This window comes from Geothrix sp., from assembly GCF_020622065.1.
GTDB lineage: Bacteria > Acidobacteriota > Holophagae > Holophagales > Holophagaceae > Geothrix.
On sequence record NZ_JAHRYQ010000002.1, the window covers coordinates 1108557 to 1132331 of the forward strand.

At 69.4% G+C, this 23775-nt stretch carries 22 protein-coding genes; 15 read left to right on the top strand and 7 right to left on the bottom strand.

The features are described 5' to 3' along the window. Positions 1-4: 4 nt before the first annotated feature. Both QZ647_RS14525 and QZ647_RS14530 read left to right on the top strand, forming a co-directional pair. Entirely contained in the window at positions 5-1663 is a 1659-nt protein-coding gene (locus QZ647_RS14525) for a DUF1800 family protein (RefSeq protein WP_291272845.1), read from the top strand. A gap of 10 nt (positions 1664-1673) precedes the next feature. Further along, a complete protein-coding gene (locus QZ647_RS14530) occupies positions 1674-3014 on the top strand; it encodes a DUF1501 domain-containing protein (RefSeq protein WP_291272846.1) in 1341 nt (446 codons plus the stop codon). A gap of 1 nt (position 3015) precedes the next feature. Here QZ647_RS14530 and QZ647_RS14535 read toward each other — a convergent pair whose 3' ends face one another. Together QZ647_RS14535 and QZ647_RS14540 are read right to left on the bottom strand one after the other, a co-directional pair. Beyond that, positions 3016-3804, bottom strand: a complete 789-nt coding sequence (locus QZ647_RS14535) for a sulfite exporter TauE/SafE family protein (RefSeq protein WP_291272847.1) — start codon at positions 3802-3804, stop codon at positions 3016-3018. Further along, positions 3801-4646, bottom strand: coding sequence for a PHB depolymerase family esterase (locus QZ647_RS14540; protein ID WP_291272848.1), 846 nt, complete (start codon positions 4644-4646; stop codon positions 3801-3803). The genes QZ647_RS14535 and QZ647_RS14540 overlap by 4 nt, the downstream gene beginning before the upstream one ends. Positions 4647-4705: 59 nt before the next feature. On the opposite strand from QZ647_RS14540, the gene QZ647_RS14545 reads away from it, so the two are divergent. Then, complete coding sequence (locus QZ647_RS14545; protein ID WP_291272849.1) at positions 4706-5482, top strand: hypothetical protein; 777 nt, start codon at positions 4706-4708, stop codon at positions 5480-5482. A 7-nt stretch (positions 5483-5489) separates the two neighbouring features. Here the strand turns inward: QZ647_RS14545 and QZ647_RS14550 are convergent, their stop codons facing one another. Further along, entirely contained in the window at positions 5490-5972 is a 483-nt protein-coding gene (locus QZ647_RS14550) for a DUF192 domain-containing protein (protein ID WP_291272850.1), read from the bottom strand. Positions 5973-6105: 133 nt separating this feature from the next. Here QZ647_RS14550 and QZ647_RS14555 point away from each other — a divergent pair, with 133 nt between their 5' ends. Beyond that, positions 6106-8544 carry a DUF5916 domain-containing protein gene (locus tag QZ647_RS14555; RefSeq protein ID WP_291272851.1) on the top strand — a complete coding sequence of 813 codons (2439 nt, stop codon included), beginning with the start codon at positions 6106-6108 and terminating at the stop codon, positions 8542-8544. Here the strand turns inward: QZ647_RS14555 and QZ647_RS14560 are convergent. Next, complete coding sequence (locus QZ647_RS14560) at positions 8525-9751, bottom strand: aminotransferase class V-fold PLP-dependent enzyme (RefSeq protein ID WP_291272852.1); 1227 nt, start codon at positions 9749-9751, stop codon at positions 8525-8527. The genes QZ647_RS14555 and QZ647_RS14560 overlap by 20 nt on opposite strands. Beyond that, positions 9748-10428: an FAD-dependent thymidylate synthase gene (gene thyX / locus QZ647_RS14565; RefSeq protein ID WP_291272853.1), complete on the bottom strand. Its 681-nt coding sequence runs from the start codon at positions 10426-10428 to the stop codon at positions 9748-9750. The genes QZ647_RS14560 and thyX overlap by 4 nt, the downstream gene beginning before the upstream one ends. A 79-nt stretch (positions 10429-10507) precedes the next feature. On the opposite strand from thyX, the gene fsa reads away from it, so the two are divergent. The 7 genes from fsa to QZ647_RS14600 all read left to right on the top strand — a co-directional run bounded on the left by fsa (position 10508) and on the right by QZ647_RS14600 (position 18026). Further along, positions 10508-11155 carry a fructose-6-phosphate aldolase gene (gene fsa / locus QZ647_RS14570; RefSeq protein ID WP_291272854.1) on the top strand — a complete coding sequence of 216 codons (648 nt, stop codon included), beginning with the start codon at positions 10508-10510 and terminating at the stop codon, positions 11153-11155. A 56-nt stretch (positions 11156-11211) separates the two neighbouring features. Continuing rightward, positions 11212-11634 (top strand): histidine triad nucleotide-binding protein, encoded by a 423-nt coding sequence (locus QZ647_RS14575; RefSeq protein WP_366526196.1) that lies wholly within the window; start codon positions 11212-11214, stop codon positions 11632-11634. Positions 11635-11717: 83 nt separating this feature from the next. After that, on the top strand, positions 11718-13577 hold the full coding sequence (locus QZ647_RS14580) for an aspartate ammonia-lyase (protein WP_291272856.1): 1860 nt from the start codon (positions 11718-11720) through the stop codon (positions 13575-13577). Between the two features lie 68 nt (positions 13578-13645). After that, positions 13646-14347, top strand: coding sequence for a DUF4410 domain-containing protein (locus QZ647_RS14585; protein ID WP_291272857.1), 702 nt, complete (start codon positions 13646-13648; stop codon positions 14345-14347). 116 nt (positions 14348-14463) lie between these two features. Further along, positions 14464-16002: an acyl-CoA carboxylase subunit beta gene (locus tag QZ647_RS14590; protein WP_291272858.1), complete on the top strand. Its 1539-nt coding sequence runs from the start codon at positions 14464-14466 to the stop codon at positions 16000-16002. A gap of 8 nt (positions 16003-16010) precedes the next feature. Further along, positions 16011-17090: a hypothetical protein gene (locus QZ647_RS14595; RefSeq protein WP_291272859.1), complete on the top strand. Its 1080-nt coding sequence runs from the start codon at positions 16011-16013 to the stop codon at positions 17088-17090. 63 nt (positions 17091-17153) lie between these two features. Further along, positions 17154-18026, top strand: coding sequence for a CPBP family glutamic-type intramembrane protease (locus QZ647_RS14600; RefSeq protein ID WP_291272860.1), 873 nt, complete (start codon positions 17154-17156; stop codon positions 18024-18026). Here QZ647_RS14600 and QZ647_RS14605 read toward each other — a convergent pair. Continuing rightward, positions 17986-18522: a GNAT family N-acetyltransferase gene (locus tag QZ647_RS14605; RefSeq protein ID WP_291272861.1), complete on the bottom strand. Its 537-nt coding sequence runs from the start codon at positions 18520-18522 to the stop codon at positions 17986-17988. The genes QZ647_RS14600 and QZ647_RS14605 overlap by 41 nt on opposite strands. Between QZ647_RS14605 and QZ647_RS14610 the strand changes: the two genes are divergently transcribed. From QZ647_RS14610 to QZ647_RS14625, 4 genes are read left to right on the top strand one after another with little or no spacing between them, the layout of a single operon-like run. Beyond that, positions 18521-19300, top strand: a complete 780-nt coding sequence (locus QZ647_RS14610) for an MBL fold metallo-hydrolase (protein ID WP_291272862.1) — start codon at positions 18521-18523, stop codon at positions 19298-19300. The genes QZ647_RS14605 and QZ647_RS14610 overlap by 2 nt on opposite strands. A 10-nt stretch (positions 19301-19310) precedes the next feature. Beyond that, positions 19311-19991, top strand: coding sequence for an outer membrane lipoprotein carrier protein LolA (locus QZ647_RS14615; RefSeq protein ID WP_291272863.1), 681 nt, complete (start codon positions 19311-19313; stop codon positions 19989-19991). Positions 19992-20023: 32 nt separating this feature from the next. Beyond that, positions 20024-20680 (top strand): FHA domain-containing protein, encoded by a 657-nt coding sequence (locus QZ647_RS14620; protein WP_291272864.1) that lies wholly within the window; start codon positions 20024-20026, stop codon positions 20678-20680. Between the two features lie 6 nt (positions 20681-20686). Further along, positions 20687-22525 carry a tetratricopeptide repeat protein gene (locus QZ647_RS14625; RefSeq protein WP_291272865.1) on the top strand — a complete coding sequence of 613 codons (1839 nt, stop codon included), beginning with the start codon at positions 20687-20689 and terminating at the stop codon, positions 22523-22525. A 24-nt stretch (positions 22526-22549) separates the two neighbouring features. Here the strand turns inward: QZ647_RS14625 and QZ647_RS14630 are convergent, their stop codons facing one another. Further along, positions 22550-23698, bottom strand: a complete 1149-nt coding sequence (locus QZ647_RS14630; RefSeq protein ID WP_291272866.1) for a hypothetical protein — start codon at positions 23696-23698, stop codon at positions 22550-22552. Positions 23699-23775 lie beyond the last annotated feature (77 nt).

The window sequence follows — 23775 nt, forward strand, 5'->3', positions numbered from 1 at the left end:
TCCCATGGCCGACCTCACCCCTGTTTCCAGCTGGACCCTCGCGGATGTGCAGCACTTCGCCCGGCGCGCGGGCTTCGGTCTGAGCCCCGAGGAGACCGCTCTCCTTCAGCTTCAAGCTCCCGGGGCCGCCATTGATGCCTGGATCGATGGTTCCGGCGCCGCCTACGATCCCGCGGCCTTCAACGCTGCCCTGGGCACCGCCGATGTGGTGGCCGAACCCCTCGTGGCCGCCAACACCTCGACTGCCGGCAGTGTGGATGTGCCGGCCGTGCCCGCTCCCCATGCCTTTCTCGTCGAAGGGCCGGATGCCTGGCGGAACAGCCTCAACACCGCCCAGGCCCTCTGCCTCTGGCGCATGCAGTTCAATCCCTACGCCTTCCAGGAGCGCATGGCGCTCTTTTGGCACAACCTCTTCGCCACGGGCTTCCACAAGGTCAACAACGCGGCCCTGATGCTCAAGCAGATCCAGCTGTTCCGCAGCCAAGGCCTGGCCCGGTTCGACGACCTGCTCGTCGCCGTCAGCAAAGATCCGGCCATGGGCATCTGGCTGGACTCCGTGCTCAATAACGCCTCGGGGTCGAACATCCCCAATGAGAACTATGCCCGGGAAGTTCTGGAGCTCTACAGCCTGGGCGCGGACAACGGCTACAACCAGACCGACATCACGCAGCTGGCCCGGGCCCTCAGCGGTTGGAGCTTCACCTTCGCCGAGGGCGACTACCCCGCGAACCCCGCCAACCCCACCCAAAAGGTCGTGGCGGACGGCCGCTTCAAGGTCTACGACGGCTCGGCCATCACTCCGGATACGCGTCTCTGGAGTGGAACGGCCCGAGCCACCTCCTATTCCATGCACGGCACGGGCACCATCAGCCTCTTCGGCCAGACCCTCGACATCACCACCACGACCAACGGCTGGGCCAAGGGCGAGAACGCCCTGCGCAGCATCCTTTCCGCCAGGGGCGCCAACTGCGCGCAGTTCCTGGCCAAGCGGCTGATCCTCCACTTCATCACTCCGGCCTACTCGGCGCAGGACCTCAACGATGTGGCCGCCATGATCCAGACGGCGAACTTCGATCTCCGCACCGTGATGAAAACCCTCCTCAAATCCCGGTACTTCTTCGACCCGGCCAACCAGCACGCGCTCATCGAAGGCCCCATCTCGTGGCTCGTGCGGGGGGCCCGAGCCCTCTGCCCCTCTCTGGCCGTCGGTGGTGCCCAGGCCCCGAAGGCCTTCCCGGCCTGGCGCCTCCTCACCAACAACGCGACCACCCTCGACCAAGCCGGCATGAAGCTCCTGGATCCCAGCGGTCCCAACGGCTGGAAGGAGCATGCCGCCTGGCTCAACAGCAACACCATGCGCTACCGGACCAAGCTGGCGGCCGCCCTGACCCTGGGCGAAGCCCGAAGCTCCAACGGCACCTCGTACCCGCTGTTCCCCACGACCGTCGCCACGGGTTGGTTCCCCACGGCCCCCACCAGCGCCCAGGGCGTCCTCGACCGTCTCCTGGCGTTGCTGCAACCGGGTCCCATCCCCGCCCCGGTCTCCGCCGCCTGGCTGTCGGCGCTGTGGCCCACGGCCTTCACTTGGGACGCAGCTTCACAGACGAAGGCACGGGAGCTGGCCTTCCTCATCCTCTGCTCGCCCTCGGGCCAGCTCTATTGACGGGGGCGCCATGACCACGCGACGCGAGTTCATTCAGACCCTCGGCGCCACCGGGGCCGCGCTGGCCGGTCTCAGCGCCTGCGGAGGCGGGGGAAAGGGCAGCGGGGGCGGAGGCACCTCCGGCCAGCCGCCCGCCCCCATCCCGGCGGCGCCCATCCTCGTCGTCGTGAACATCGACGGCGGCTATGACTGGCTGAATGTCATGCCACCCAACACCGGGGCCAACCTCGGCGTGTACCAGGCGAAGCGGGCGACCCTGGGCATCACCGACCCGGCCCTGCTCACGGACCTCGGCAGCGGCGCCGCCCTCAACAAGGACCTCACGGGCCTGGATCAGCTGCACACCCTGGGGCGGGTGGCCTGGATTCCCGGCATCGGCATGCCGAATCCCAATCTCTCCCATTTCACCTCCATTGACCTCTGGGGCCAGGGCGCCACCGTGCCCGCGGGAACGGGCTGGCTGGGCCGGTTCGCGGATGCGGCCTTCAACCCCACGGGCGATGTGCTCCGGGGGCTCACGGTGACCTCGGACCTGCCCGTGATGCTGAAGGGCGGCACCCGAAGCTTCGTCTCCATCACCGGTGCCGGGGGCTATGTGTTCCCCGCCTACCTCCTGAGCGGGAGCACGGTGCCGGATGCCGCCACCCTGGAAGCGGGCTGGGGCGCGGCGCTCAACGCTTCCTCCCCGGACGCCGCCACCCTGGCCGCGGCCCAGGCCGGAAAGCTCTTCTTCGACGCCCAGAACAACGCCGCCTTCGGCGCGGGGGGGTCCCTCACGGCCCGCACGCCTTCCGTGCCCTACCCCGGCGATGCGGCCTACCCCGTCACCCGGCTCAACGGCGCCGCGCTTTCGGGCAGCCTCAGCGGCCAATTCAAGCTCATCGCGCAGATGATCGCGGCCGGGCTGCCGGCCCAGGTCTATTTCTCCCGCCTGGGAGGCTGGGACACGCACAGCAACCAGGCCGTGGACCACCCGAACCTCCAGCGCACCCTGGGTGGCTCCATCAAGGCCTTCTACGACGACCTCGCCAGCATCACCACTCCTTCCGGCAATGCCCAGGACCGGGTGATGGTCCTCGCCTACAGCGAATTCGGACGGCGGGTCCAGGAGAACAACGGCGGCACGGACCACGGCACGGCCGGCCTCTCCTTCTGTGTGGGCAAGGCCGTGAAGGGCGGCCTCTACGGCGCCTACCCCGACCTCTCGAACCTCGATGCCAACGGGAACATGAAGTTCACCACCGATTTCCGCAGCCTCTACGCGACGGTGCTGGACCGCTGGCTGGGCCAGGCGACCACCACCACCGACGGGCTCCTCGGCACCAGCTACCCGCGGCTCGGCTTCCTCTGAGCTAGCGTCCCCGGAACGCCACCAGCAGGGCCATCAGCAGCACGATCACGGCATAGGTCTGCTTCAGCTTCACGCCCTGGATGCGGGTGGCCACCCGGGCGCCCCCCAGGGCCCCCACGGCGAAGCCCACGGCCACGCCGGCGATCACGCCCCAGGGGAGACCACCCTGGGCCTTGGCGTAGACATAGACGCCGGGCAGGCCGATGGGCGGCAGCAGCATCACCAGGCTGGTGAGCTGGGCCTCGTGCTGGGTCATGCGGAACCGCGAGGCCAGCAGCGGAATCACCACCACGGCCCCGCCCAGCCCTGTGAGCCCGGACACCACGCCGGCCAGGAGGCCGATGGGCACGCCCGCGCTCCACAGGCCCGTGGACAGGTCGAGGGGTTCCAGGGTGCGATCCACCGGAGCGGGTTCGTGGCGGAAGAAGGTCTTGAAGGCCAGCAGCACCAGAAAGGCCGCATACCCCCACCGCAGCGGCTCCGAGGGAATGCGGTTGGCCACCAGGGAACCCCCGTAGATGCCGAAGAGGAAGGCCAGCACCAGCACGCCCACCAGACGCAGGCTGGTGTGGATGCCCCGGCTGCGGTACTGCAGCACTGCCGGCAGACCCGTGGGCAGCAACATGGCGGCCAGGGTGGCGCCCTGGGCCCGGTGCTGGTCCAGATGCAGGACGAGGCCCAGCAGCGGCACCATCACGATGCCGCCCCCCACGCCGAAGAGGCCCGACAACAGGCCGCCGCAGAGGCCCGTGCCAAGGCCCGCCAGAAGGTGGCCGGGTGCGAAGGTCATGGAGCCCCCGGGGCATGGGCCTCAAAGAAGGCCCAGATCAGGTGGGCGGCCGAGAGGTCGGTGACCGGTCGGTCCGCTCCGGGGGCGTAGGCCCGCCCCCCCGGCCAGGCATGGCCCATACCCCTCACGGTCCAGAGGCCCACTTCGCAGTCGCCACCGGACCACAGGTCCAGGTGGTGGGGCTCCAGTCCCTCCCTCACCGGCCCCGCCCCGCAGCCCATGAGCGCCGCCCAGCGGGCCAGAGCCTCCGGGGCCGGCTGGGCCGGGAGCCGCCGCCCCTGGGGGCCCACCCCACCGAGGTAGGGAATGTGCCGATCATCGGTGCCGTGGAAGGCCAGGGTGGGCACGGGACGCGCCGGGGCCTGGCCCCAGACCGGCGCCCCGGCCACGGCCGCGATGGCGGCGACCCAGGGGGCGGAGAGGGCCATCCGGTAAGCCATGCGCGCCCCATTGGAAAAGCCCGCCACGAAGAGACGCCGGGCGTCCACGGGCGCGTGGCGGCCCACCCGGTCCACAACGGCGCCCAGGAACGCCACATCATCCACCTCGGGATGCAGAGGGTGTCCCAGCCCGGGCCCCGCATTCCAGGCCGCCCCCCGGGCCGGATCCTCCGTGCCGGCTTCGCCCAGGGCCTGGGGATAGGCCACCCGGAAGCCCCGCTCGTCCGCCAGGCGGCTCAGGCCCGAGAGCAGGGCCATGAGGCGACCGGTGCCGCCCGTGCCATGCAGGGCCAGCACCAGGGGCAGATCCCGGCCCTCGGCCCCGGGCGGATCGTGGATCAGGATCCGCCGGGCCTCGCCTTCCCAATCCAGCTTCAGGTAGTGGCCCTGGCCGTGCTGCACCTGTCCCCCTCCCGGGATTCTGACCTTCCGTGTGTTCCAATGGAAGGCGGGAGGCCTTCGTGCAGGTCCAGCTCAGCGATGATGTGGTACTCGATAGCCGGCGCGCCGTCTGGCTGCCCCGGCAGAAGACGCTGGTGATCTCAGACCTCTTCTTCGGCCTGGGCGCGGCCCGCCGCCGCCGCCCGGACCCCCTGCCCGCCACGCCCCACCTGGAGATCTGGGAGCGGCTCTTCAGCCTCATCGACGACCACGATCCGGCCCAGATCGCCCTCCTCGGGGACCTCAAGCCCGCCCAGGGCGCAGTGGAAGGCGACGAGGCCGAGGAACTCCGCACGATCTTCCGCAAGCTCAAGGGCGGAGGCCGCCAGGTGGTCCAGATCGTGGGCCATCCCGAGCGCAGCAGCGGCCCCGCCCTGGAGGGCACCGGCATCCAGCCCGTGGAGCAGCACCGGGTGGGCCCCTTCACCCTCATGCACCGCCGCCGCATCTTCGTCTATCCCCGCCACGATGCCTCCCAGGGCTTCTGGATCAACGGCGGCGTCCACCCGCTCTTCGCCGTGCCGGGCCCCGGGCCGGCGGGCGAACCGGACTGGATGCGCCTGCCCGCCTTCCTCTACACGGGTTTCGCCCTGGTGATGCCGCCCTTTGTGAGCTACGCCCAGGGCTTCGAGGTCATCCAGGCCGAACGCCTGCCCCGCCAGGCCCGGGCCTGGAAGCTGCTGGCCGACCGCCTGAGCCCCCTGGACCTGGCGGAGCTGCCCCCGGCGCCTGAATCCTTGCGCACCCTCACCCGCCCGCCCCGCAAGGGACGGGAGGCCGCCAAGGGCGGCGAGTAGGCGTTCGCTACTTCTTTTTCGCCTTGGGTACCGGCGCGCCGCCCCGGAGGCTGCGGCCGTCATCCAGCACCAGGTCCCAGCCCAGGCGGTCGCCCTTCCTCAGGCCAAGGCGCTTCAGCGTTCCCGCGGCGAACTCGATGAAATGGCGGGCGGGCACATTGCCGCCGTAGGTGGGGCAGTCGTCGCCGCGCATGGGACTGCAGGGCGGCACATGCTCGGCGGTCTCCACCACCCGGCCCTCGGCATCCACCCACGCCACATCCAGGGCGATGAGGCAGTTCTTCATCCAGATGGCGTGACTGCCGTCCTCACCGTAGACGAAGAACATGCAGCGGTCCTTGGCCAGGCTCTGCCGGTACATCAGCCCCTTGGCCTTCTCCGGCTCCGTGGCGGCCACTTCGGCCAGAAAGGCCGTCTGCTTGAAGGCCACGGTGCCCCCGCCCCCCGCCAGCAGCGGAAAGGACAGCAGGGCGGCGTACAGCATGCGCATGTCGACTCCTTGAAACCCATTATCAATGAAGTGCCGGAAGCCGCGCGGGGGTTCGGTCATTCATGATACCTCGCAAGGTGTGGCACCATGATCGAGGATGCCGGAGCGCTCCGCTTCGCGCCCTTGGAGACCCATGCGCCCACTCGTCCCGCTCGTGCTTCTTCTCCTTGGCGGGCTGGCCGTGGCCTCCCCGGGCCCCGCCACGGGCCTCCAGGCGCTGCGCACGACCGAGCCCATCCACCTGGACGGGCGCCTGGATGAATCCATCTGGCGGCGGGTGCCTGCAGCGTCGGGCTTCACCCAGGAGTGGCCCCTCCGCGGCCAGCCCGCGCGGCAGCGCACCGAGGTGCGGGTGCTCTACGACGACCACTACCTCTATGTGGGCGCCCGCATGGATCACAACCAGGCCCTGGAGGGCGGCTCGGCCCGCGTGGTTCGCCGCCTCCATCGCCGGGACCAGGACAGCATGGGCGACTGGTTCGGCGTGGCCCTGGACTCCAACCACGACCGCCGCACCGCCCTCGTCTTCGAGGTGAATGCGGCGGGGGTGCAGAAGGACCAGGTCATCTACAACGACAGTTCCTTCGATCCCAGCTGGGATGGCGTCTGGGAAAGCGCGGTGAGCGTGGACGCGAAGGGCTGGAGTGCCGAGCTGAAGATCCCTCTCTCCCTGCTGCGCTTCAAGGGCGATGGCGGCCCTCAGACCTGGGGCGTCAACTTCAGCCGCGTGGATCAGGGCACCGTGCGGGAATCCAGCCGCTGGCAGGTGGTGCCCCGGGGCGAGAACGGCTTCGTGAGCCGCTTTCCCGAGCTCACAGGTCTGGAGGGCCTCCATCCCCAGCCCCGCCGGGAATACATGCCGTACCTCGGACTCTCGCGGAAGTTCGAGACGAGCCGCAGCTACGACGACCGGCGCGGAGAGTCGCGCGTGGGCCTGGACGCCCGCTGGGGCCTCAACTCTCATGCCCAGGTGGATCTGTCCGTGAGGCCCGACTTCGGCCAGGTGGAGGTGGACCAGACCGTGCTGAACCTGAGCACTGTGGAGACCTTCTTCCCGGAGAAGCGGCCCTTCTTCCTTGAGGGCATGGATATCTTCCGCGTGGCGGGACCCGACCTCTTCTACAGCCGCCGCATTGGACATGGACTGTCCGATCCTGACCTGAACCCCGGCGAGTCCCTGCAGGACCGCCCTAACGCCACCGACATCACCGCCGCGGCAAAGTACACCGCCAAGTACGCCACGGGCACCAATGTGGGCCTGCTGGGCGCCAGCGTGGAGCCGGCCCGCGCCACGATCCAGGACGCCGGCGGGGGACGGTTCCGCCGCGAGATCTCGCCCCTCACCAACTTCGGCGTGATGCGCGTTCAGCAGCTGATGGACACCCGCGGCAGCTACCTCGGCGGGTTCGTCTCAGAGATGCGGCAGGCGGGACCGGAGGGACGCATCGCCCAGGTCCAGGCCTTGGATGGCGTGTACACCACGCTGGATCGAAGCGGTCTCCTGGAGGCCACCTTCGTTCGGAGCCAGGCCGGGCCCAGAGATGCCCAGGAGCAGGGCTGGCGCGGCCGGCTGCGCGCCCACCAGGAGTGGCGCAGCGGGTGGAGCATGGAACTCCAGGCCATCAACGCCGGACGGAACTACAACCCCAACGACATCGGCTACCTGAACCGCTCCGATGAGCAGAAGGTGTACGCCGAGGTGGCCCGCCGCTGGGACCAGACCTTCGGCGTGCTGCGGAGCCGAGAGTGGGGACTCGGCTACACCGCCGCCCGGGACCAGGCGGGCCACGCCTTCCTCCGCAGCCTCAACACCTGGGCCCGCACCGACTTCACGAACTTCGTCTCCCTATGGGGCGGCGGCGGCGTGGACCTGGCCGCCGAGGACGACCGGGAGCTGCGCACCTACGCCGACCCCCGGAAGAAGTACCTGGAGCGACCCAGCCTCCCCTGGGCGAACCTCGGCATCGACACCCCGGGCAACCGTCCCTGGTACCTCCGGCTCACGACCAGCCGCTCCTGGCAGGAGGGCGGCCCCTCCACGGACGCCACGCTCTTCCAGATCCTCAAGCCGGCCTCCTCGGTGGAGGTCCAGATCTCCACCTCCGTCACCCGCGACGAGGGTGAACTGAAGTGGCTGGAGACGCCCGCCGCCACACCCATCGTGGGCCTCCGGCGCCTCAGCCAGCTCAACCAGACCCTGCGGGTGGCCTACGCCTTCACCCCCAACCTCACGGTCCAGGTGTTCAGCCAGTGGCTGACCGCCAACTGGAACCATCGGGACCTGAAACACTACGCCGACGACCAGACGCTGGCCCCGGGGCTCCCGGACGACCAGCCCGCCGGCACCACGCCCCAAACCGCCTTCAGCTACCGCACCTGGAACCTGAATCTCATCACGCGCTGGGAGTTCCGCCCCGGATCAGCCTTCTTCCTGGTCTACACCCACGGTGCGAGTACGGACGCCCTCATCAACGACCGCGCCACCCTCTCGCCCCGGCCCGACCTCGCCGTCCTGCGGCACCTGCCCTCGGACGATGTGGTCCAGGCCAAGGTCAGCTGGCTGTTCCGGTAAGCCAGGCGGCCAGGCGATCCGCATCCTCTTCGGTGTGGAAGCCGTGGAAAGCCACGCGCAGGTAACCCTCGCGCACCGAGGCGAAGATGCCCCTCCGGTAGCCGGCCTGCAGCAGGGCCTGGAGATGATCTGCGCCCGCGTCTCCATCCCCACCCCCGTGGTGGAAGGCCAGGAACGATCCCAGTCGTCCCGCCGCCAGCAGGTTTCGGAGTCGAATCGCCTCCTCCGCCCAGGGCGAATCCATCAGGGCTTCCAAGAGGCGGCTCTGGAGGTGGGCGGCATGACCCGCAATGGTCGCCACGCCCGCGCCGTTGATCAGGCGCAGAGACTCCAGCAGGGCCGTGGCCTGGAGCAGGTTCGGCCCACCGGGCTCGAGGGCGCGGCCGTCCGGCAGCCAATCCCGGTCGAAGTCCGTGGAGGGGCGGGAGAAGTCCGTGGCATCCTCCACCGACAGCCAGGTGCCCGAAGGCGACAGTGACTGTCTAAAATGCGCTTCAGTCCACAGGAAACCCATGCCCTGGGGCGCCAGAAGACCCTTGTGACCGCTGGTCGCGAAGGCCGAGAGGCCCTCCAGGTCCACCGGCACCGTGCCCGCCGCCTGGATGCCATCCACCACGAGATGCACGCCGCGCTCGCGACAGGCCTTGCCCAGGCGCTGCAGGTCCAGCTTGAGGCCATCCTGGAAGCGCACCCAGGAAAGCGCCAGAATGCGGGTGCGCGGGCCCAGGGCGGCGATGAGCCGCGCCTCGGGGTCCGCCCCAACCGTGGGCGGCAGACTCGTCCAGGCCTCGCGGCCGGCCCGGTGGCCCTCCCAGAGGGGCACCTCGCGGAAGCCCACACCCCTCGCCTTCAGGGCCAGCCAGGGCCAGGCATTGGACGGAAATTCGCCTAAGGGGGCCAGAACCTCGTCGCCAGGCTGCCAGGGGAAGCCCTGGGCCACGGCCACCAGGCCCGAGGAGGTGCTGGGATGCAGGCTGATGTCGTCGGCACGGCCGCCCAGGAGGGTTGCGGCCTCGGTCCGCAGCGCCGCTGGAATTCCCTGGAAATCCTCCACCCAGCGGACTTCCCAGGGCCGCAGCTCCTTCTGCAGGAAGGCCTGGACGGCGATCACCCCCGCACGGGGCACCGGCCCCTCCGAGCAGTGCATGACCCAGAGGTGTTCCCTGTCCAGATGGAACAGGGCGGGGTTGAGAGGCGGCGCGTTCATCCCTTCCCTGAGGCCAGCAGGGCCTTCAGGCCCACCGGATAGAGGGGTTCCACCACCGACCGAACGGCGGCCGCGTACTGCTGGATCTCCCACTGGGCGTGGCTGTCGGCCCGCAGGCGGATGAAGTGCGCCACGGCCTGGAGGCTCACGGTCCAGTAGACCTCCGAGTAGAGCGCCACGGGCAGCACGCAGCGGGCCTGCTCCCGGCAGACGCCCAGGGAGAGTAATTCTTTGTAATGCGCCACGGCGCCGCGGCAGCTCTCCAGGTAGCTTGCCAGGGCCCGGGCGCCGTCGGCCCCGTCGATCTCGCCCTCGCTGCCCTGCTTGTTCACCTTGGCCTGGCGCCGGAAGACCGCGGGCACGAAGAATTCATCCTCAGGGAACTCCACATACCGGCCGCTGATCTCGTTGAACTCGGAGCCGATGCGGTGCTTCATCCACTGGCGGAAGACGAAGATGGGCGCCTTCACATGCAGCGTCAGCGCCGTGTGGCGGAAGGGCGAGGTGTGCTCGTGCTCCGCCAGGTAGTCGATCAGCTTGGCGTCACCCGCTTCGAAGGCCTCCTTCTTCTTCCCGAAGGACACCCGCGCCGCGTTCACCACGGACAGGTCCGATCCCATGTGGTCGATGAGGCGGACGAAGCCTTTGTCCAGCACCTTGATCTCGGAATGATTCATGACAGACTCCGGGCTTCCAGCTTCCCGCGGGCCCTGGGAGAATGGAAGGGTCCAGCATGAGCAGGGCCGGGAGTGACCCATGAAGTTTTTCATCGACACCGCCAACATCGACGAGATCAAGCGCATCAACGCCCTGGGCGTGCTGGACGGGGTGACCACCAACCCCAGCCTCATCGCCAAGGAGACGGGCAAGCCCTTCGAGGCGATCATCGCCGAGATCTGCGGCATCGTGGACGGCCCCATCAGCGCCGAGGTGATCGGCCTGGAGGCCCCCGCCATGATCGAGGAGGGCCGCCGCCTCGCCAAGATCCACAAGAATGTGGTGGTCAAGCTGCCGCTGATCGCCGAGGGCCTGAAGGCCTGCAAGGCGCTCACGGCCGAGGGCATCCACACCAATGTGACCCTTTGCTTCAGCGCCACCCAGGCCCTCATGGCCGCCAAGGCCGGCGCCACCTATGTGTCGCCCTTCGTGGGCCGGCTGGACGACATCAACCTGGACGGCATGGAGCTGATCCGCGAGATCGTGGCCATCTTCGAGAACTACGGCTTCGCCACCCAGTGCCTGGCCGCCAGCATCCGCCAGCCCCGCCATGTCACGGACGCGGCCCTGGCCGGCGCCCATGTGGCCACCATCCCCACCAAGGTCTTCGACCAGATGCTGAAGCACCCCCTCACGGACAAGGGCGTGGAGGGCTTCCTGGCCGATTGGGCGAAGAGCGGCCGCTGATGCGCCGAGCCCTCGCCCTCCTCGCGGCCCTGGCCCTGACGGCCTGCCAGGCGCCGGTGGCGGAGACGCCGAAACCCGCCGCACCGGCACCAACTCCAACCCCAGCGCCAGCCCCGGCGGCCTGCGTCTTCTGCAAGATCGTGGCGGGGACGGCCCCCTCGCGGAAGGTTTACGAAGACAAGTATGTCCTGGCCTTCTGGGACATCCGGCCCCGCGCCAAAGTGCACCTGCTGGTCATCCCCAAGCAGCATGTGGCCAGCCTCAAGGAGCTGGACGAGCTGCCCGTGGAGACCCGCGCGGCCCTGCTCAGCGCCTGCGTGAAGGTGGCCCGGGACCAGGGGATCCTGGACGAGGGTTTCCGCGTCATCTCCAACGCCGGAAAGGACGCCAGCCAGAGCGTCTTCCACCTCCACTTCCATGTGGTGGGCGGCGAAAAGCTCCGCGAGGACGCCATCACGAAAGATCCGGCGGAACGGTAAGACATCCGGCGGATTCGTGACCGAATCGTAAAAAGGGCCCGATACCATGGCCGAAGGCCCGGGACCGGGCCGGAGGCCTTCACATGGATGCGATCACATCTGTCCTTCGCCGCTGCGAAATCTTTTCCGGGCTGTCCGACGCGGACCTGAGCCTGATTGCCAAGGCCGCGCGCCGCCGGGAAGTGCCAGCCGGCACCTGCCTCTTCCGCCAGGGCGAGGCCCGCATGGGCGCCACGGTCATCGCCGAGGGCCGCGTGGAGATCTCCCGCGACAACGGCGAAGGCGCCGAGCCCGTGGTGATCCTCGGCCCCGGGGATGTGGCGGGCGAACAGTCCTTCCTCGCCGTCAGCATGCACACCGCCACCGGCCAGACGCTCACGCCCGCTGTGCTGCTGGACCTGGACCGCGAGGCCGTGCTCGGCAGCCTGGGCCAGGATGGCGCCGCGGCCATCGCCGTGCTCAGCAAGGTTGCCAATGTCCTGCACCAGCGGCTGCTCTACTCGGCCACGCCCCGCACCGGCCGCGAGCAGGCCTACGCCAGCGGCCGCACCCGCCGCGAGACCGACCTCATCGGCCCCCTGGAGGTGCCCGAGGACGCCCTCTTCGGCGTGCAGACCCTGCGCGCCGTGCACAACTTCCCCATCACGGGCGTGCCCACCAGCCACTTCCCGGCCATGATCCGCGCCCTGGCCATGGTCAAGCAGGGCGCCGCCCGGGCCAACGCCAAGCTCGGCCTGCTGGACGCACCCATCGCGGAGGCCATCGACCGGGCCTGCCAGGAGATCATCGACGGCCACTGGCACGGCCACTTCCCCACCGACATGGTGCAGGGCGGCGCCGGCACCTCCACCAACATGAATGCCAACGAGGTGATCGCCAACCGGGCGCTGGAGCTGCTGGGCCACGCGCGCGGCGAGTACGCCTTCTGCCACCCCAACGACCATGTGAACCTCGGGCAGAGTACGAACGATGTCTATCCCACGGCCCTGCGTCTCAGCACCATCTTCATGCTGAAGAACCTGCTCGAGGCCATGAACCGCCTCAAGGCGGCCCTGCACGCCAAGGGCCGCGAGTTCTCCGATGTGATCAAGATGGGCCGCACCCAGCTGCAGGACGCCGTGCCCATGACCCTGGGCCAGGAGTTCGAGGCCTACGCCGTCACCACGGGGGAGGACATCCAGCGCCTGCAGGAGACCGCCCGCTTCTTCCTCGAGGTGAACATGGGCGGCACGGCCATCGGCACGGGCATCTGCGCCGATCCCCGCTATCCGCAGCTCGTGGTCGAGGAGTTGTGCAAGGTGACGGGTCTGGACATCGTCCTGGCGGAGAACCTCGTCGAGGCCACGCCCGATACCGGCGCCTTCGTCATGTTCTCCGGTGTCGTGAAGCGCGCCGCGGTGAAGCTCAGCAAGCTCTGCAACGACCTGCGCCTGCTCAGCAGCGGTCCCCGCTGCGGCTTCGGCGAGATCAACCTCCCCCCCATGCAGCCCGGCAGCAGCATCATGCCCGGCAAGGTGAACCCTGTGATCCCCGAGGTGGTGAACCAGGTGGCTTTCCAGGTCATCGGTAACGACCTCACCATCACCCTCGCCGCCGAGGCTGGCCAGCTCCAGCTGAATGTGATGGAGCCCATCCTGGCCTACAGCCTGGCCACCAGCATGCGCAACCTCACGGCCGCGGTGAATGTCCTCACCACCAAGTGCATCGTGGGCATCACCGCCAACCGGGAGCGTTGCCTCGACCTCGTGGAGCACAGCATCGGCATCGTCACCGCCGTGATGCCCGCCATCGGCTACAAGCGCGCCACCGAGGTCGCGAAGGAGGCCCTGGAGACCGGGCTGCCCGTGCGGGAGCTGATCCTGCGCAAGGGCTACCTCACCCCGGCGGAGCTCGATGAGGCCTTCAGCCTCGAGGCCATGACCCAGCCGAGGCCCCTCCGCTAGGCCACGGCCCGCTCTGCGCTAGCCATGTTCTGCGCTAGCATGGGGGCTTCCAAATCCCTGGAGTCCCCATGCCCCGTTTCCTCATCGTGTTGATGGGCCCTGCCTTGTGCCTGTGCGCCCAGGCGCCGCTCCCTCCGGCTCCCGAGCCCACCGCCCCAGTTGCGGCTCCCGTGGTCGCCCCCGCGCCACTGGCGACCTCGACCACCCCGACGCCCAAAGCGGCGGTCCCGAAGGCACCCCTGCAGGACGATGGCCTGCTCGATCCCTCCTGGTTCGGCGAGGGCATCGCCTTCACCAAGGGCGATGATGTGGACTTCTTCTGGATCAAGCCCGGACTCGACCTCACGGGGCGCTCCCTCCACATGCGGCCCTGGGAGGATCCCGCCATGCTCCGCAAGGGCCGGGACGGGAAGGACAACGCCAAGGCCACCGAGTTGACGGACAGCTTTCCGGGCATGCTGCGGGGAGCCCTGACGGGCGCCTTCAACGGCCGGGCCAAGGTGAGCCGCACCGAAGGCGACCTGGTGCTCACGGGCCGCTTCGTGGACGCCAATGCGGGCAGCAAGGCGGCCAAATGGCTCATCGGCCTGGGTGCCGGCAGCGAGACCGCCACCTGGGACCTGAAGGTGCTGGACCCGAAGACCGGGGAGCTCCTCCTGGCAGTCCACCACCGCGCCATCAGCGGCACGGCCATGAGCAACATCCAGGACAAGCTGGTGAAGTGGGCAGACAAATTCGCCTCCTTCGTGGCGGTCCGCGCCCTCAAGTAGGCCTCCGGCCGGCGAACGGCAACGACCCCAGACTTCCGCGCCGGGTCTCCGGGGTCGGCTAAACTGGCGACTGATCCCCCCTGGTCAGTCGCCTTCGTCGGTACCCCGGAGTCTCCATGTCCCTCGAAAAGAAGATCGAGATCCTCAAAGCCAAGCATGCCCAGGCCCTGGCCGGCGGGGGCGAGGCGCGGGTCCAGAAGCAGCATGAGGGCGGCAAGCTCACGGCCCGGGAGCGGGTGGCGGCCTTCCTCGACGAGGGCTCCTTCGAGGAGATGGATGCCCTCATGGTCCACCGGGCCTGGGGCGTGGAGAAGATCCCAGGCGATGGCGTGGTGACCGGCTTCGGCCGCGTGGACGGCCGCCCCGTGGCGGTCTTCGCCCAAGACTTCACGGTCTTCGGCGGATCGCTCAGCGAGGCCTACGCCAAGAAGATCTGCAAGGTGATGGACCTGGCCATGAAGGTGGGCTGCCCGGTCATCGGCCTCAACGACAGCGGGGGCGCCCGCATCCAGGAGGGCGTGGTGAGCCTCGGCGGCTATGCCGACATCTTCCTGCGCAACACCCTCGCCAGCGGCGTCATCCCCCAGATCAGCCTCATCATGGGCCCCTGCGCGGGCGGCGCGGTCTACAGCCCGGCCATCACGGACTTCATCACCATGGTGAAGGGCACGAGCTACATGTTCGTGACAGGGCCCGATGTCATCAAGACCGTCACCCACGAAGAAGTCACAAAGGAGGAACTGGGCGGCGCGCACACCCACGCGGCCAAGAGCGGCGTGGCCCACTTCGTCTGCGCCAGCGACCTCGCGGCCCTGGCCCACACCCGTGAGCTGCTCTCCTTCCTCCCCAGCAACAACCTCGGCGAGGCACCCCGACGCGCGCCCAAGAACCCCATGCCTCTGGAGAATCCCGAGCTCGACAAGGTGGTGCCGGACGATCCCAGCAAGCCCTATGACATCCGCGACATCATCCGCGGCGTGGTGGACGACGCGCACTTCTTCGAGGTACACGAGGCCTTCGCGCCGAACCTGGTCGTGGGCTTCGCCCGCATCGACGGCCGCAGCATCGGCATCGTGGCCAACCAACCCGCCTTCTACGCGGGCGTGCTGGACATCGCGTCGAGCGAAAAGGGCGCCCGCTTCGTGCGCTTCTGCGACGCCTTCAACATCCCGCTGATCACCTTCGAGGATGTACCGGGCTTCCTGCCGGGCGTGACGCAGGAGCACGGCGGCATCATCCGCCACGGCGCCAAGCTGCTCTTCGCCTACTGCGAGGCCACGGTCCCCAAGATCACCGTCATCACCCGCAAGGCCTACGGCGGAGCCTACTGCGTGATGGCCAGCAAGCACATCCGAACGGACTTCAACTTCGCCTATCCCACGGCGGAGATCGCCGTCATGGGGGCCGAGGGCGCCATGAATGTCCTGCACGGCAAGTCCATCGCCATCGCGCCCGATCCGGCCGCCCGCAAGGCGGAGCTCGTGGCCGAGTACAACGAGAAGTTCGCCAATCCCTACATCGCCGCGGAATTCGGCTTCGTGGACGAGGTGATCCTCCCCCGCGAAACCCGCCAGAAGCTGGTCAAGGCCCTGGCCTTCCTCGAGACCAAGCGCGACAGCATGCCCCCCAAGAAGCACGGGAACATCCCCCTGTAGGAGCCTCATTGCGCGCTGCCCTCCTCGCCTTCTCCACCCTGAGTCTCGTCGCCCAGGATGAACGGATCTTCACGGAATCCATGGCCCGGCTCGAACGGGAGGATCCTGCGGGGAAGAAGGACCTGGAGGACGCCAGCCCCATCCGCCTGGCCGCCCTGACCCTGAACCCGGCCAAGGCCACCGAGCAGGCCCGGTTCGCGGCCGCCTCGTGGCTCTGGGCCACCAACCTCATTCGCGGTTTTCGGCACGGCAAGGAGCAGACCTACCTGCAGGCCGCCCGCACGCAGGCCGATCTCCTGAAGGCCTGGACGCTGCTCGAGACCGTCGGCGCCGGCCAGGCCCGCGCCCGGGACGGCCTGCGGCTGGAGCTGGCCTGGCGGCTGCTCGATCTCGACCGGATGCGGACCGCCTACGCGGCCGTGTCCGCCCAGCCTTCCCCGAACATGCGCGAGCTGGCCCACTGCTTCTTCGTGGCCGCCCACCTCGGCGACTGGGCCGGCATGAAGAAGCATGGCCAGGCCCTGGTCGCCTCGGGGGGGAAGCTGGAGGGCCTCCACGCCGCGGCCGAAAACACCCTGACCATGTTCGACTACGAGTCGCTGCTCAAGGCCGTCGAGACCGGACATCCCGGCGCCCCCGCGGGGCCCCTGTCCGTCCAGAGCCACCGGATCTCCAAGTGGCGGGTCCGGGTCACGGGCATCTCGGGCAGCCACAAGGCCATCGTCAAAGAGGCTGAATCCTGGTCGAAGGACTGGGTGGACCGGCCCGACTCGACAGTCGATCTCCTCCAGGTGGGCGCCGCCGCCCACTGGGTCGAGAGCGGCACCCAACCCCCGGTCTCGGGATTCCTCAACGCGGCCCGGCTCTACCTCGTCGGCTACCGGGATACCCAGGGCGGCCCGACGGGCGATGCGGGCCGCCAGGAACAGATGTGGGACATGCGGCAGGACGCCCAGAACCCCAGCCGGTGGCGCGGCACCAATACGCTCACGGCCCGGGTGGTGGGGGCGGATCCCAAGGTCGGTCCCGCCCTTCGGGTGACCTTCGAGGTGGAGTGGGACATGCGCTCCACGGAAACCTACCGCTAGGCGCCGCCCCAACTCTGAGCCGACCCCGAGCTGACTCGAGACCCACTCCGTAAAGGGATTCCCATGCACCGAGCCTTCGTCGACGACCATGGCGCCGTCCGCAACGGCTGGAAGATCCTGGGGTTTTTCGCCCTCATGCTGCTGTTCAGCCTCCTCACGGGCGGCCTTCATCTTCTGCTTCCGGGCCGCTGGAAGACGCTGATTCCGGGGCAGTGGATCGGCACCCTGTCGGTGCTGGGCGTGTCCTGGATCTGCCTGCGGATCGAAGACGCGCCCCTGACCTCCCTGGGCCTGCGCCTCGACCGGCGCTTCGTCCGAGACCTCGCCCTGGGTTCCCTGGGCGGGTTCGGCCTGATGGTGATCACGGCAGCCATCGTCTGGGGGGCCGGCGGCGTGCACTGGGTCCGGACCGCCGGCATCGGCCCCGCCGACCTCCTGAAGGGGGCCTGGCTGTACCTCGCCGTGGCCTGCTTCGAAGAGATCCTCTTCCGCGGCTACCCCTTCCAGCGGGCGGTGCGGGGCCTGGGCTTCCCCCTGGCCCAGTTGGCCTTCGCCGCCTTCTTCGCCTTGGGCCATTGGGGCAACCCCGGCATGGCCGGGGCCACCAAGGCCTGGGCCACGCTGAACATCGCCCTGGCGGCCCTGCTGCTGGCCTTCTGCTGGCGCCGCACGGGCAGCCTGGCCCTGCCCATCGGCGTGCACCTGGGCTGGAACTGGACGCAAGGCAACCTGCTCGGGTTCGGCGTGAGCGGCACGACCAACCAGGGCTGGTGGACCCCGGCCTTTCTTGGGCGTCCCGACTGGCTCACCGGCGGCGCCTTCGGGCTGGAGGCCAGCCTGATCTGCGGCCTCGTCTGCACGGCGGCCATCACCGGGCTGTGGCGCTGGCGGGGAATCAGGGCTGGTGCCGGTGCTTCCACTGCTTCGGGGTCTTGATCCCGGCACTCATCACCAGGCGCATCTCGCTCGTGGGCATGAAGCCCAGGCGCTGGTACAGCCCCTCGGCCTCCAGGCTGGCGTGCACTTCGAGGATCTCCAGACCCAGCTCCCGCGCCAGGTCCAGCACCGCGTCCGTCAGGCGCGCCGCCAGGCCCCGGCGGCGGTGGGTGGGCTCCGTGTAGATGTTGAAGAGGTAGCCCCGCACGGACAGCGGCGTCACAGGGGTGGGGATCGCGTCCCGCATCAGCAGGAGGACGCTGGCCACGGCGCGGCCGTCCTCCTCCACGATGAATCCGCGGCACTGGCCCGTGTGGAGCCAGGTGCGGAGCTGGGGGCGGAAGGCCTCGGCCATGCGCGAGAGGCCCTCATCCGTGCCCACTTTCATGGTCCGGAACATGGCCAGGCGATGGGCCACATGGATCTCCAGGTCGGCGGGCGTGGAGGGTCGGAGGGTCGCGTTCATGGCGCTAGTGTAGGAGGTATCCTGATCCATGCACTATGCAGCTCTCGCCTCCGGTTCCAAGGGGAACTGCCATGCCCTGTCGGACGGGAGCCGGACCCTGCTCATCGATGCGGGCATCTCCCTGCTCCAGATCCGCCAGCGCCTGGGCGCCCTGGCCTGGGATCCCGGCCTGGTGCGCGCCGTGGCGCTCACCCACGAGCACTCGGACCACATCGGAGCCGTGGGGGTGATCCTGCGTCGCACCGACTGGTCCATCCTGGCCACCGCCGCCACCCGGACCGCCGTGCAGCGGGCGCAGGGTCTCGAGATCCCCGCCTCGCGCTGGATCGAGGTGGAGGCCGGGCACCCCTGCGACTGGGACGGCTGGCGGGTGCTCCCCTTCGCCCTGCCCCATGACGCCGAGGACCCCGTGGCCTACCGCGTGGAGGCCGGAGGCATGGCGGCGGCGGTGGTCACGGACCTGGGGCACCCCACAGCCCTGGTGGCGGACCACCTCCAGGAGCTGGACCTCCTGGTGCTGGAGGCCAACCACGATGTGGAGATGCTGCGGGAGGGCAGCTATCCGCCCCAGCTCAAGGCCCGCATCCTCAGCCGGGTGGGACACCTCAGCAACGCCGCCATGGCCGAGCTGCTGACCCGGGTCCTGTCGCCCCGGCTGAAGCAGGTGGTGCTGGCGCACCTGAGCGAATCGAACAACCACCCCAACCTGGCCCGCTTCGCCGCCGAGGAGGCCCTGCGGGGCGCCGCCACGGCCCTGCACCTGGCCCACCAGCGGGAACCCCTCGCCCTCCCTTCCGCCGCCATCTGATGGATGCCTGATGATCCGACGCCTGTCCTTCCTCTTCTGCCTGGCCCTGTCCCAGGTGGCCCCGGCCGCCCCGCCCCCCCTGCGGGAGGCCGTGGAGCGCTTCGATGCGGCCCAGGCCCAGGTGCAGACCCTCCAGTGCCCCTTCACGCTCACCCTGCGCCGCGCCCTGCTGAAGACCCCCTCGGTCACCAAGGGCACCCTCTACCTGCAGGGCTCGGACTTCGTCCATTTCGCCTTCCAGCCGCCAGAGGACCTAATCCTGCACCTCACCCCCAAGGCCCTTGTCTCCTATAGCCCCGGTGCCGGGGAGGGCGAGTTGATGAAGATCGGCCTGATTCGGAACGCCGATCGCAAGTTCCTCGGCCTGGGCCAGAAGCTCAGCTACCTCTCTGAGTATTTCCAGATCCGCCTCGAGGAGACGCGGGACCTGCCCGGAACTTGGTTCCTGGCCATGGTGCCCCGGACACTATCCATGCGGAAGCGGATGCAGGCCCTGAACCTCTGGGTGGACAAGGAGACCTGGCTGCCGAGGCAAGTCCAGTGGATCGAGCGCAGCGGCGACTCCTGGCTGGTGGAGCTGGGGGCCCTGCGAACCAACCAGGCCCTGCCCGCCGCCGTCACGGGCTTCAAGCTCCCCGAGGGCATCCCCGTGCGCAGCGACTTCAGCTTCTTCGCCACGCGGAAAAAGTAGGGCTACACTTCAGAGGCGCTTTCGAGGGTCCGATGATCGTGGTGTGCCAGGCCTGCCAGGCCCGCTTCCAATATGACGACAGTCGCTTCGGCGGCGTCCGGACGAAGCGTTTCAAGTGCCCGAAGTGCAGCCATGTCTTCGAGGTGGTGAACCCGGCGATGGGGGCCCTGCCGGTGGGGGAAACGCTCACCCATCCCTTCACTGGGCCCGTCCCCGAGGTGGGTTCCGAACCAGGGCCCGACCGGCTCCCTGAGCCGGGCGCTGAGCCCACCCCGCAGACCCCGATCCCCCCCGCCCGCACCACGGCCCGCCGGGATCGCGAAGCCATGCTGGTGGCCGCCGGCCTCCAGAAGCCGGGGCTGCCCTCCGGCTACCGCTTCAGCCTGGCCTTCCTCAGCGGCCCGCAGGCCTCCACGGTGCAGGTGCTGGACCGCCCCCGCGTCGTCATCGGCCGGGAAGAGGGCGATGTCATCACCCGGGATCCCGAGACCTCGCGCTGCCACGCGATCCTGGAGATCCACGGCGACGGCACGGTGTGGATCACGGACCAGCAGTCCACCAACGGCACCCATGTGAACGGGGAACGCATCTCGGAACCCGTCCAGCTCGCCAGTCAGCAGGAGTTCACCTGTGGAAACAGCACCTTCATGCTGTTGGTGCGCAACATCGACGAGTTTCCGCTGAATTGAGCCTCCATGCCGAACGACGCCCTGCCGCCTGATCCCTATGCGCCCTACCTCCGCCAAGCGGACGAGCTCTTCGCCCGCGACGAGATCGTCAAAGCGGGCCAGATCTGGCAGGCCATCCTCAAGCAGCAGCCCACCCACACCGAGGCCCGCGAACGCCTGGTGACCGTCCGGAAGCGGCTGCTGGCCCTGCAGGGACCCCCGCCGGAAGCCGTGGCCGCCCCGGAACCCGTTCGCCCGCCCGCAGACAGGATCCCACAGGAACCCGTGGCCCTCCCCCCACCCAGGTCTGCACCGGCGCCTGCACCAGCGCCTTCTCCCACACCCCTCCCGGCCTTCGTCCCAACCCTCGCCCCGGCCTCCGTCCCCGAACCGGCCTCGGCTCCCGTGGAGCTCAACCGCCTGGTGATCGAGGGCTGCACCCTCTACGACATGGGCCAGCTGGAGGATGCCCTCCACAAGTGGGAGCAGGTCCTGGCCCTCGACCCCGACCACGCCCTCGCCCGGAACTACGCGAACGGCGCCCGCCGCGAGTTGGGGCTCCCCCCGCTGCAGGCTCCCATGGCCCCTCCCCCGGCGGATTCGCCCATCGCCTTCGGGGATGACGATGTGGCCCGGCTCCTCCGCGAGGCCGTCCAGCTCTACGACATGGGGCTCACGGAGGAGGCCATCTCCAAGTGGGAGCGGGTCCTGGTCCTCGAACCTCACCGCGAGGAGATCCAGGACTACCTGCGCCAGGCCCGGCAGGAGGTGACCCAGAACGCCCTGACCCCCGCAGCGCAAACCGGCTCGACGGTCCGGGCCGCCGTGGCGGAGGCCGAGGCCCTGGACCTCAAGCTCCGCCAAGCCGACCACCTGCTGTCCCTTCAGCGCCACGAGGAAGCGGCCTTCACCTATCAGCAGGCCCTCAGCCTGTCACCCGGCCACCCGAGGGCTCTGGAGGGTCTCCAGCGGTGCCGCCAGCCCGCCGGCCGCGCCCAGGGCCCCAGTCCGACCCTGCTCCCGCCCCCGGGCCCCGTCGTCGAGCCCCAGGCCCTATCGTCCCACCCCATCACCATGGTCGAGGAGGAGCCCCTCTCCGCCCCTCCCGACCCCGGCGCGGTGGCGCCACCCGCTTCCCTGCTCAAGGCCGCCCGGGCGCCGCGGGGGGGCCTCTCCCTGCCCGGTCGCCTCCAGGGGGCCTCGGACCGGCTGCCCTGGCTGAAGAGCCCCAAGACGCTCGCCCTGCTCGGAGGCGGGCTGCTGGTGCTGATCGTGGGGATCGTCGGCCTGCGCAGCTACCGTCAGGACCAGGCGTTGAAGGAGGCCGTCAAGGCGGCCCGGACCGCCGCCGTGGCCCCGGTGCTCCAGCAGGCCCAGGCGCCGGATCTGGCGGAGGCGCCCGCAGACATCCGCGAGGAGGCGGAAGCCGCCCTCGACCGGGATCCCCTCCGCGCCTACCTGCGGGCCCAGACCCTCGTCACCCAGCATCCCTCGGAAGCCGCCGGACCCCAGCTGCTGGAAAAGGCCCGGGCCGGCCTGGCCGGCGGCGTTACGGGCGCCAGCCTCCCTGAGTTCCAAAAGCACCTGCAGAACGGCGACCTCGAGGCCGCCGCCAAGGTCATCGACGCCCTGCTGAGGGCCCAGCCCGACGATGCGGACCTGCGGGCCCGCGCCGCCCGCCTCCAGCTCCTGCTCTGCTCGGCCCACGCCGGGCAGGCCAAGTGGGAGGAGGCCGCCGAGGACCTGCGCCGGGGCCGCGCCCTCTTCCCCGGCGACAAGAGCTGGCAATCCCGCCTCAAGCTCCTAGAGCGCGTGAAGACCCTGCCCAAGGCCCAGCAGGCCGCATGGCTCCCGCTCCTCGGATAGAGACCCCAACGCCCGTTTCTTGGCTTACTCCACCCACACTTCGGGCGGCACGGGGTGGCTCAGGAAGTGGGTCATCCCCTCATTCAAGCCGTAGGCGCCGGTGGTGCCGAAGGCCAGCAGATCCCCCGGGGCCAGCTCTGGCAGGCGCACTTCGCCCAGGCGGTCGAGACTGGTGCAGAGGGGGCCGGCCAGCGTGTAAGGCTGGGTCCCACGCCCCTTGCCCACGGCCCTCACCGGGAAGGGCTGGCCGGTAAGGAGGGGCCGGATCAAGTGGTTGATGCCGCCCTCCAGGATGGCGAAGCGGGTGCCGCGGCTCTCCTTGATCCGCACCACGCGGGCCAGGTAGATTCCGCAGGGGCCCGCCAGGAAGCGGCCCGGCTCGAGGATCAGCTCGCCCGTGAACCAGGGATGTTCCATCAGAATTTCGGACAATCCTTGTCCAAAGGTCCTCAGGTCGAGCGGGGCTTCGTCCGGCGCGTAGGGCACACCCAGCCCGCCGCCGAGATCGATCTGCTCGAAGGTCATGCCGTGGGATTCGTGCAGGCGCTTCGCCAGGCTCAGCACGGCGCCGTGGATGGTCCGCAGCTTGGCCGCGTCCCGCTGGTTGCTGGCGGCGAAGACATGCAGACCCCGGATGCGGACATGGCGGAGCTTTGCGGCCTTCTGAAGCAGGGCCGGGACCTCCTCCTCGTCCACGCCGAACGCCGATGGCCCACTGCCGCCGATGATGCGGTTGCCCTCATCGATGTCGAAGGCCGGGTGCACCCGCAGGTTCACGGCTACTTCGCGATCCGCCATCGCATCGAGCCGGGCGAGGTCCTCGAAGCCTTCCGCCTGCACCCGAACGCCCATGACCAGGGCGCGAAGCAGCTCGGTTTCCCGCTTCCCGGGCCCGGCGAAGAAGGTGCGGCCGGGGGGCAGCTTCAAGGCCTCCACCCGCTCCAGCTCGCCGATGGAGGCACAGTCGAAGCTGGCACCCAGGGCGGCGAAGCACGCCAGCAGCCGCGGATGCGGGTTCGCCTTCACCGCATAGGCGAGGCGCACCCGGGGCGGCAGCACCGCACGCAGGGCGGTGAACTGCTCCGTCGCCACCGCGCCGGAGTAGGCAAAGCAGGGCGTGCCGTGGGCCTCGGCCAGGGACCGGCATTGGGCATCGTCAAACGCGAAAAGCATAAAAACCCCTAACCCCAGAGAACGCAGACGACGCAGAGAAGGACGGGCCGGACTCTTGGGCCAACCCCTCCATCAGA

Bases quoted from the DNA above. Each gene is read 5' to 3' on its own strand.
- QZ647_RS14525 (WP_291272845.1), top strand. From the start codon at position 5: ATGGCCGACCTCACCCCTGTTTCCAGCTGGACCCTCGCGGATGTGCAG.
- QZ647_RS14530 (WP_291272846.1), top strand. From the start codon at position 1,674: ATGACCACGCGACGCGAGTTCATTCAGACCCTCGGCGCCACCGGGGCC.
- QZ647_RS14535 (WP_291272847.1), bottom strand. From the start codon at position 3,804: ATGACCTTCGCACCCGGCCACCTTCTGGCGGGCCTTGGCACGGGCCTC.
- QZ647_RS14550 (WP_291272850.1), bottom strand. From the start codon at position 5,972: ATGCGCATGCTGTACGCCGCCCTGCTGTCCTTTCCGCTGCTGGCGGGG.
- QZ647_RS14555 (WP_291272851.1), top strand. From the start codon at position 6,106: ATGCGCCCACTCGTCCCGCTCGTGCTTCTTCTCCTTGGCGGGCTGGCC.
- QZ647_RS14560 (WP_291272852.1), bottom strand. From the start codon at position 9,751: ATGAACGCGCCGCCTCTCAACCCCGCCCTGTTCCATCTGGACAGGGAA.
- thyX (WP_291272853.1), bottom strand. From the start codon at position 10,428: ATGAATCATTCCGAGATCAAGGTGCTGGACAAAGGCTTCGTCCGCCTC.
- fsa (WP_291272854.1), top strand. From the start codon at position 10,508: ATGAAGTTTTTCATCGACACCGCCAACATCGACGAGATCAAGCGCATC.
- QZ647_RS14580 (WP_291272856.1), top strand. From the start codon at position 11,718: ATGGATGCGATCACATCTGTCCTTCGCCGCTGCGAAATCTTTTCCGGG.
- QZ647_RS14585 (WP_291272857.1), top strand. From the start codon at position 13,646: ATGCCCCGTTTCCTCATCGTGTTGATGGGCCCTGCCTTGTGCCTGTGC.
- QZ647_RS14590 (WP_291272858.1), top strand. From the start codon at position 14,464: ATGTCCCTCGAAAAGAAGATCGAGATCCTCAAAGCCAAGCATGCCCAG.
- QZ647_RS14600 (WP_291272860.1), top strand. From the start codon at position 17,154: ATGCACCGAGCCTTCGTCGACGACCATGGCGCCGTCCGCAACGGCTGG.
- QZ647_RS14610 (WP_291272862.1), top strand. From the start codon at position 18,521: ATGCACTATGCAGCTCTCGCCTCCGGTTCCAAGGGGAACTGCCATGCC.
- QZ647_RS14605 (WP_291272861.1), bottom strand. From the start codon at position 18,522: ATGGATCAGGATACCTCCTACACTAGCGCCATGAACGCGACCCTCCGA.
- QZ647_RS14615 (WP_291272863.1), top strand. From the start codon at position 19,311: ATGATCCGACGCCTGTCCTTCCTCTTCTGCCTGGCCCTGTCCCAGGTG.
- QZ647_RS14620 (WP_291272864.1), top strand. From the start codon at position 20,024: ATGATCGTGGTGTGCCAGGCCTGCCAGGCCCGCTTCCAATATGACGAC.
- QZ647_RS14625 (WP_291272865.1), top strand. From the start codon at position 20,687: ATGCCGAACGACGCCCTGCCGCCTGATCCCTATGCGCCCTACCTCCGC.
- QZ647_RS14630 (WP_291272866.1), bottom strand. From the start codon at position 23,698: ATGCTTTTCGCGTTTGACGATGCCCAATGCCGGTCCCTGGCCGAGGCC.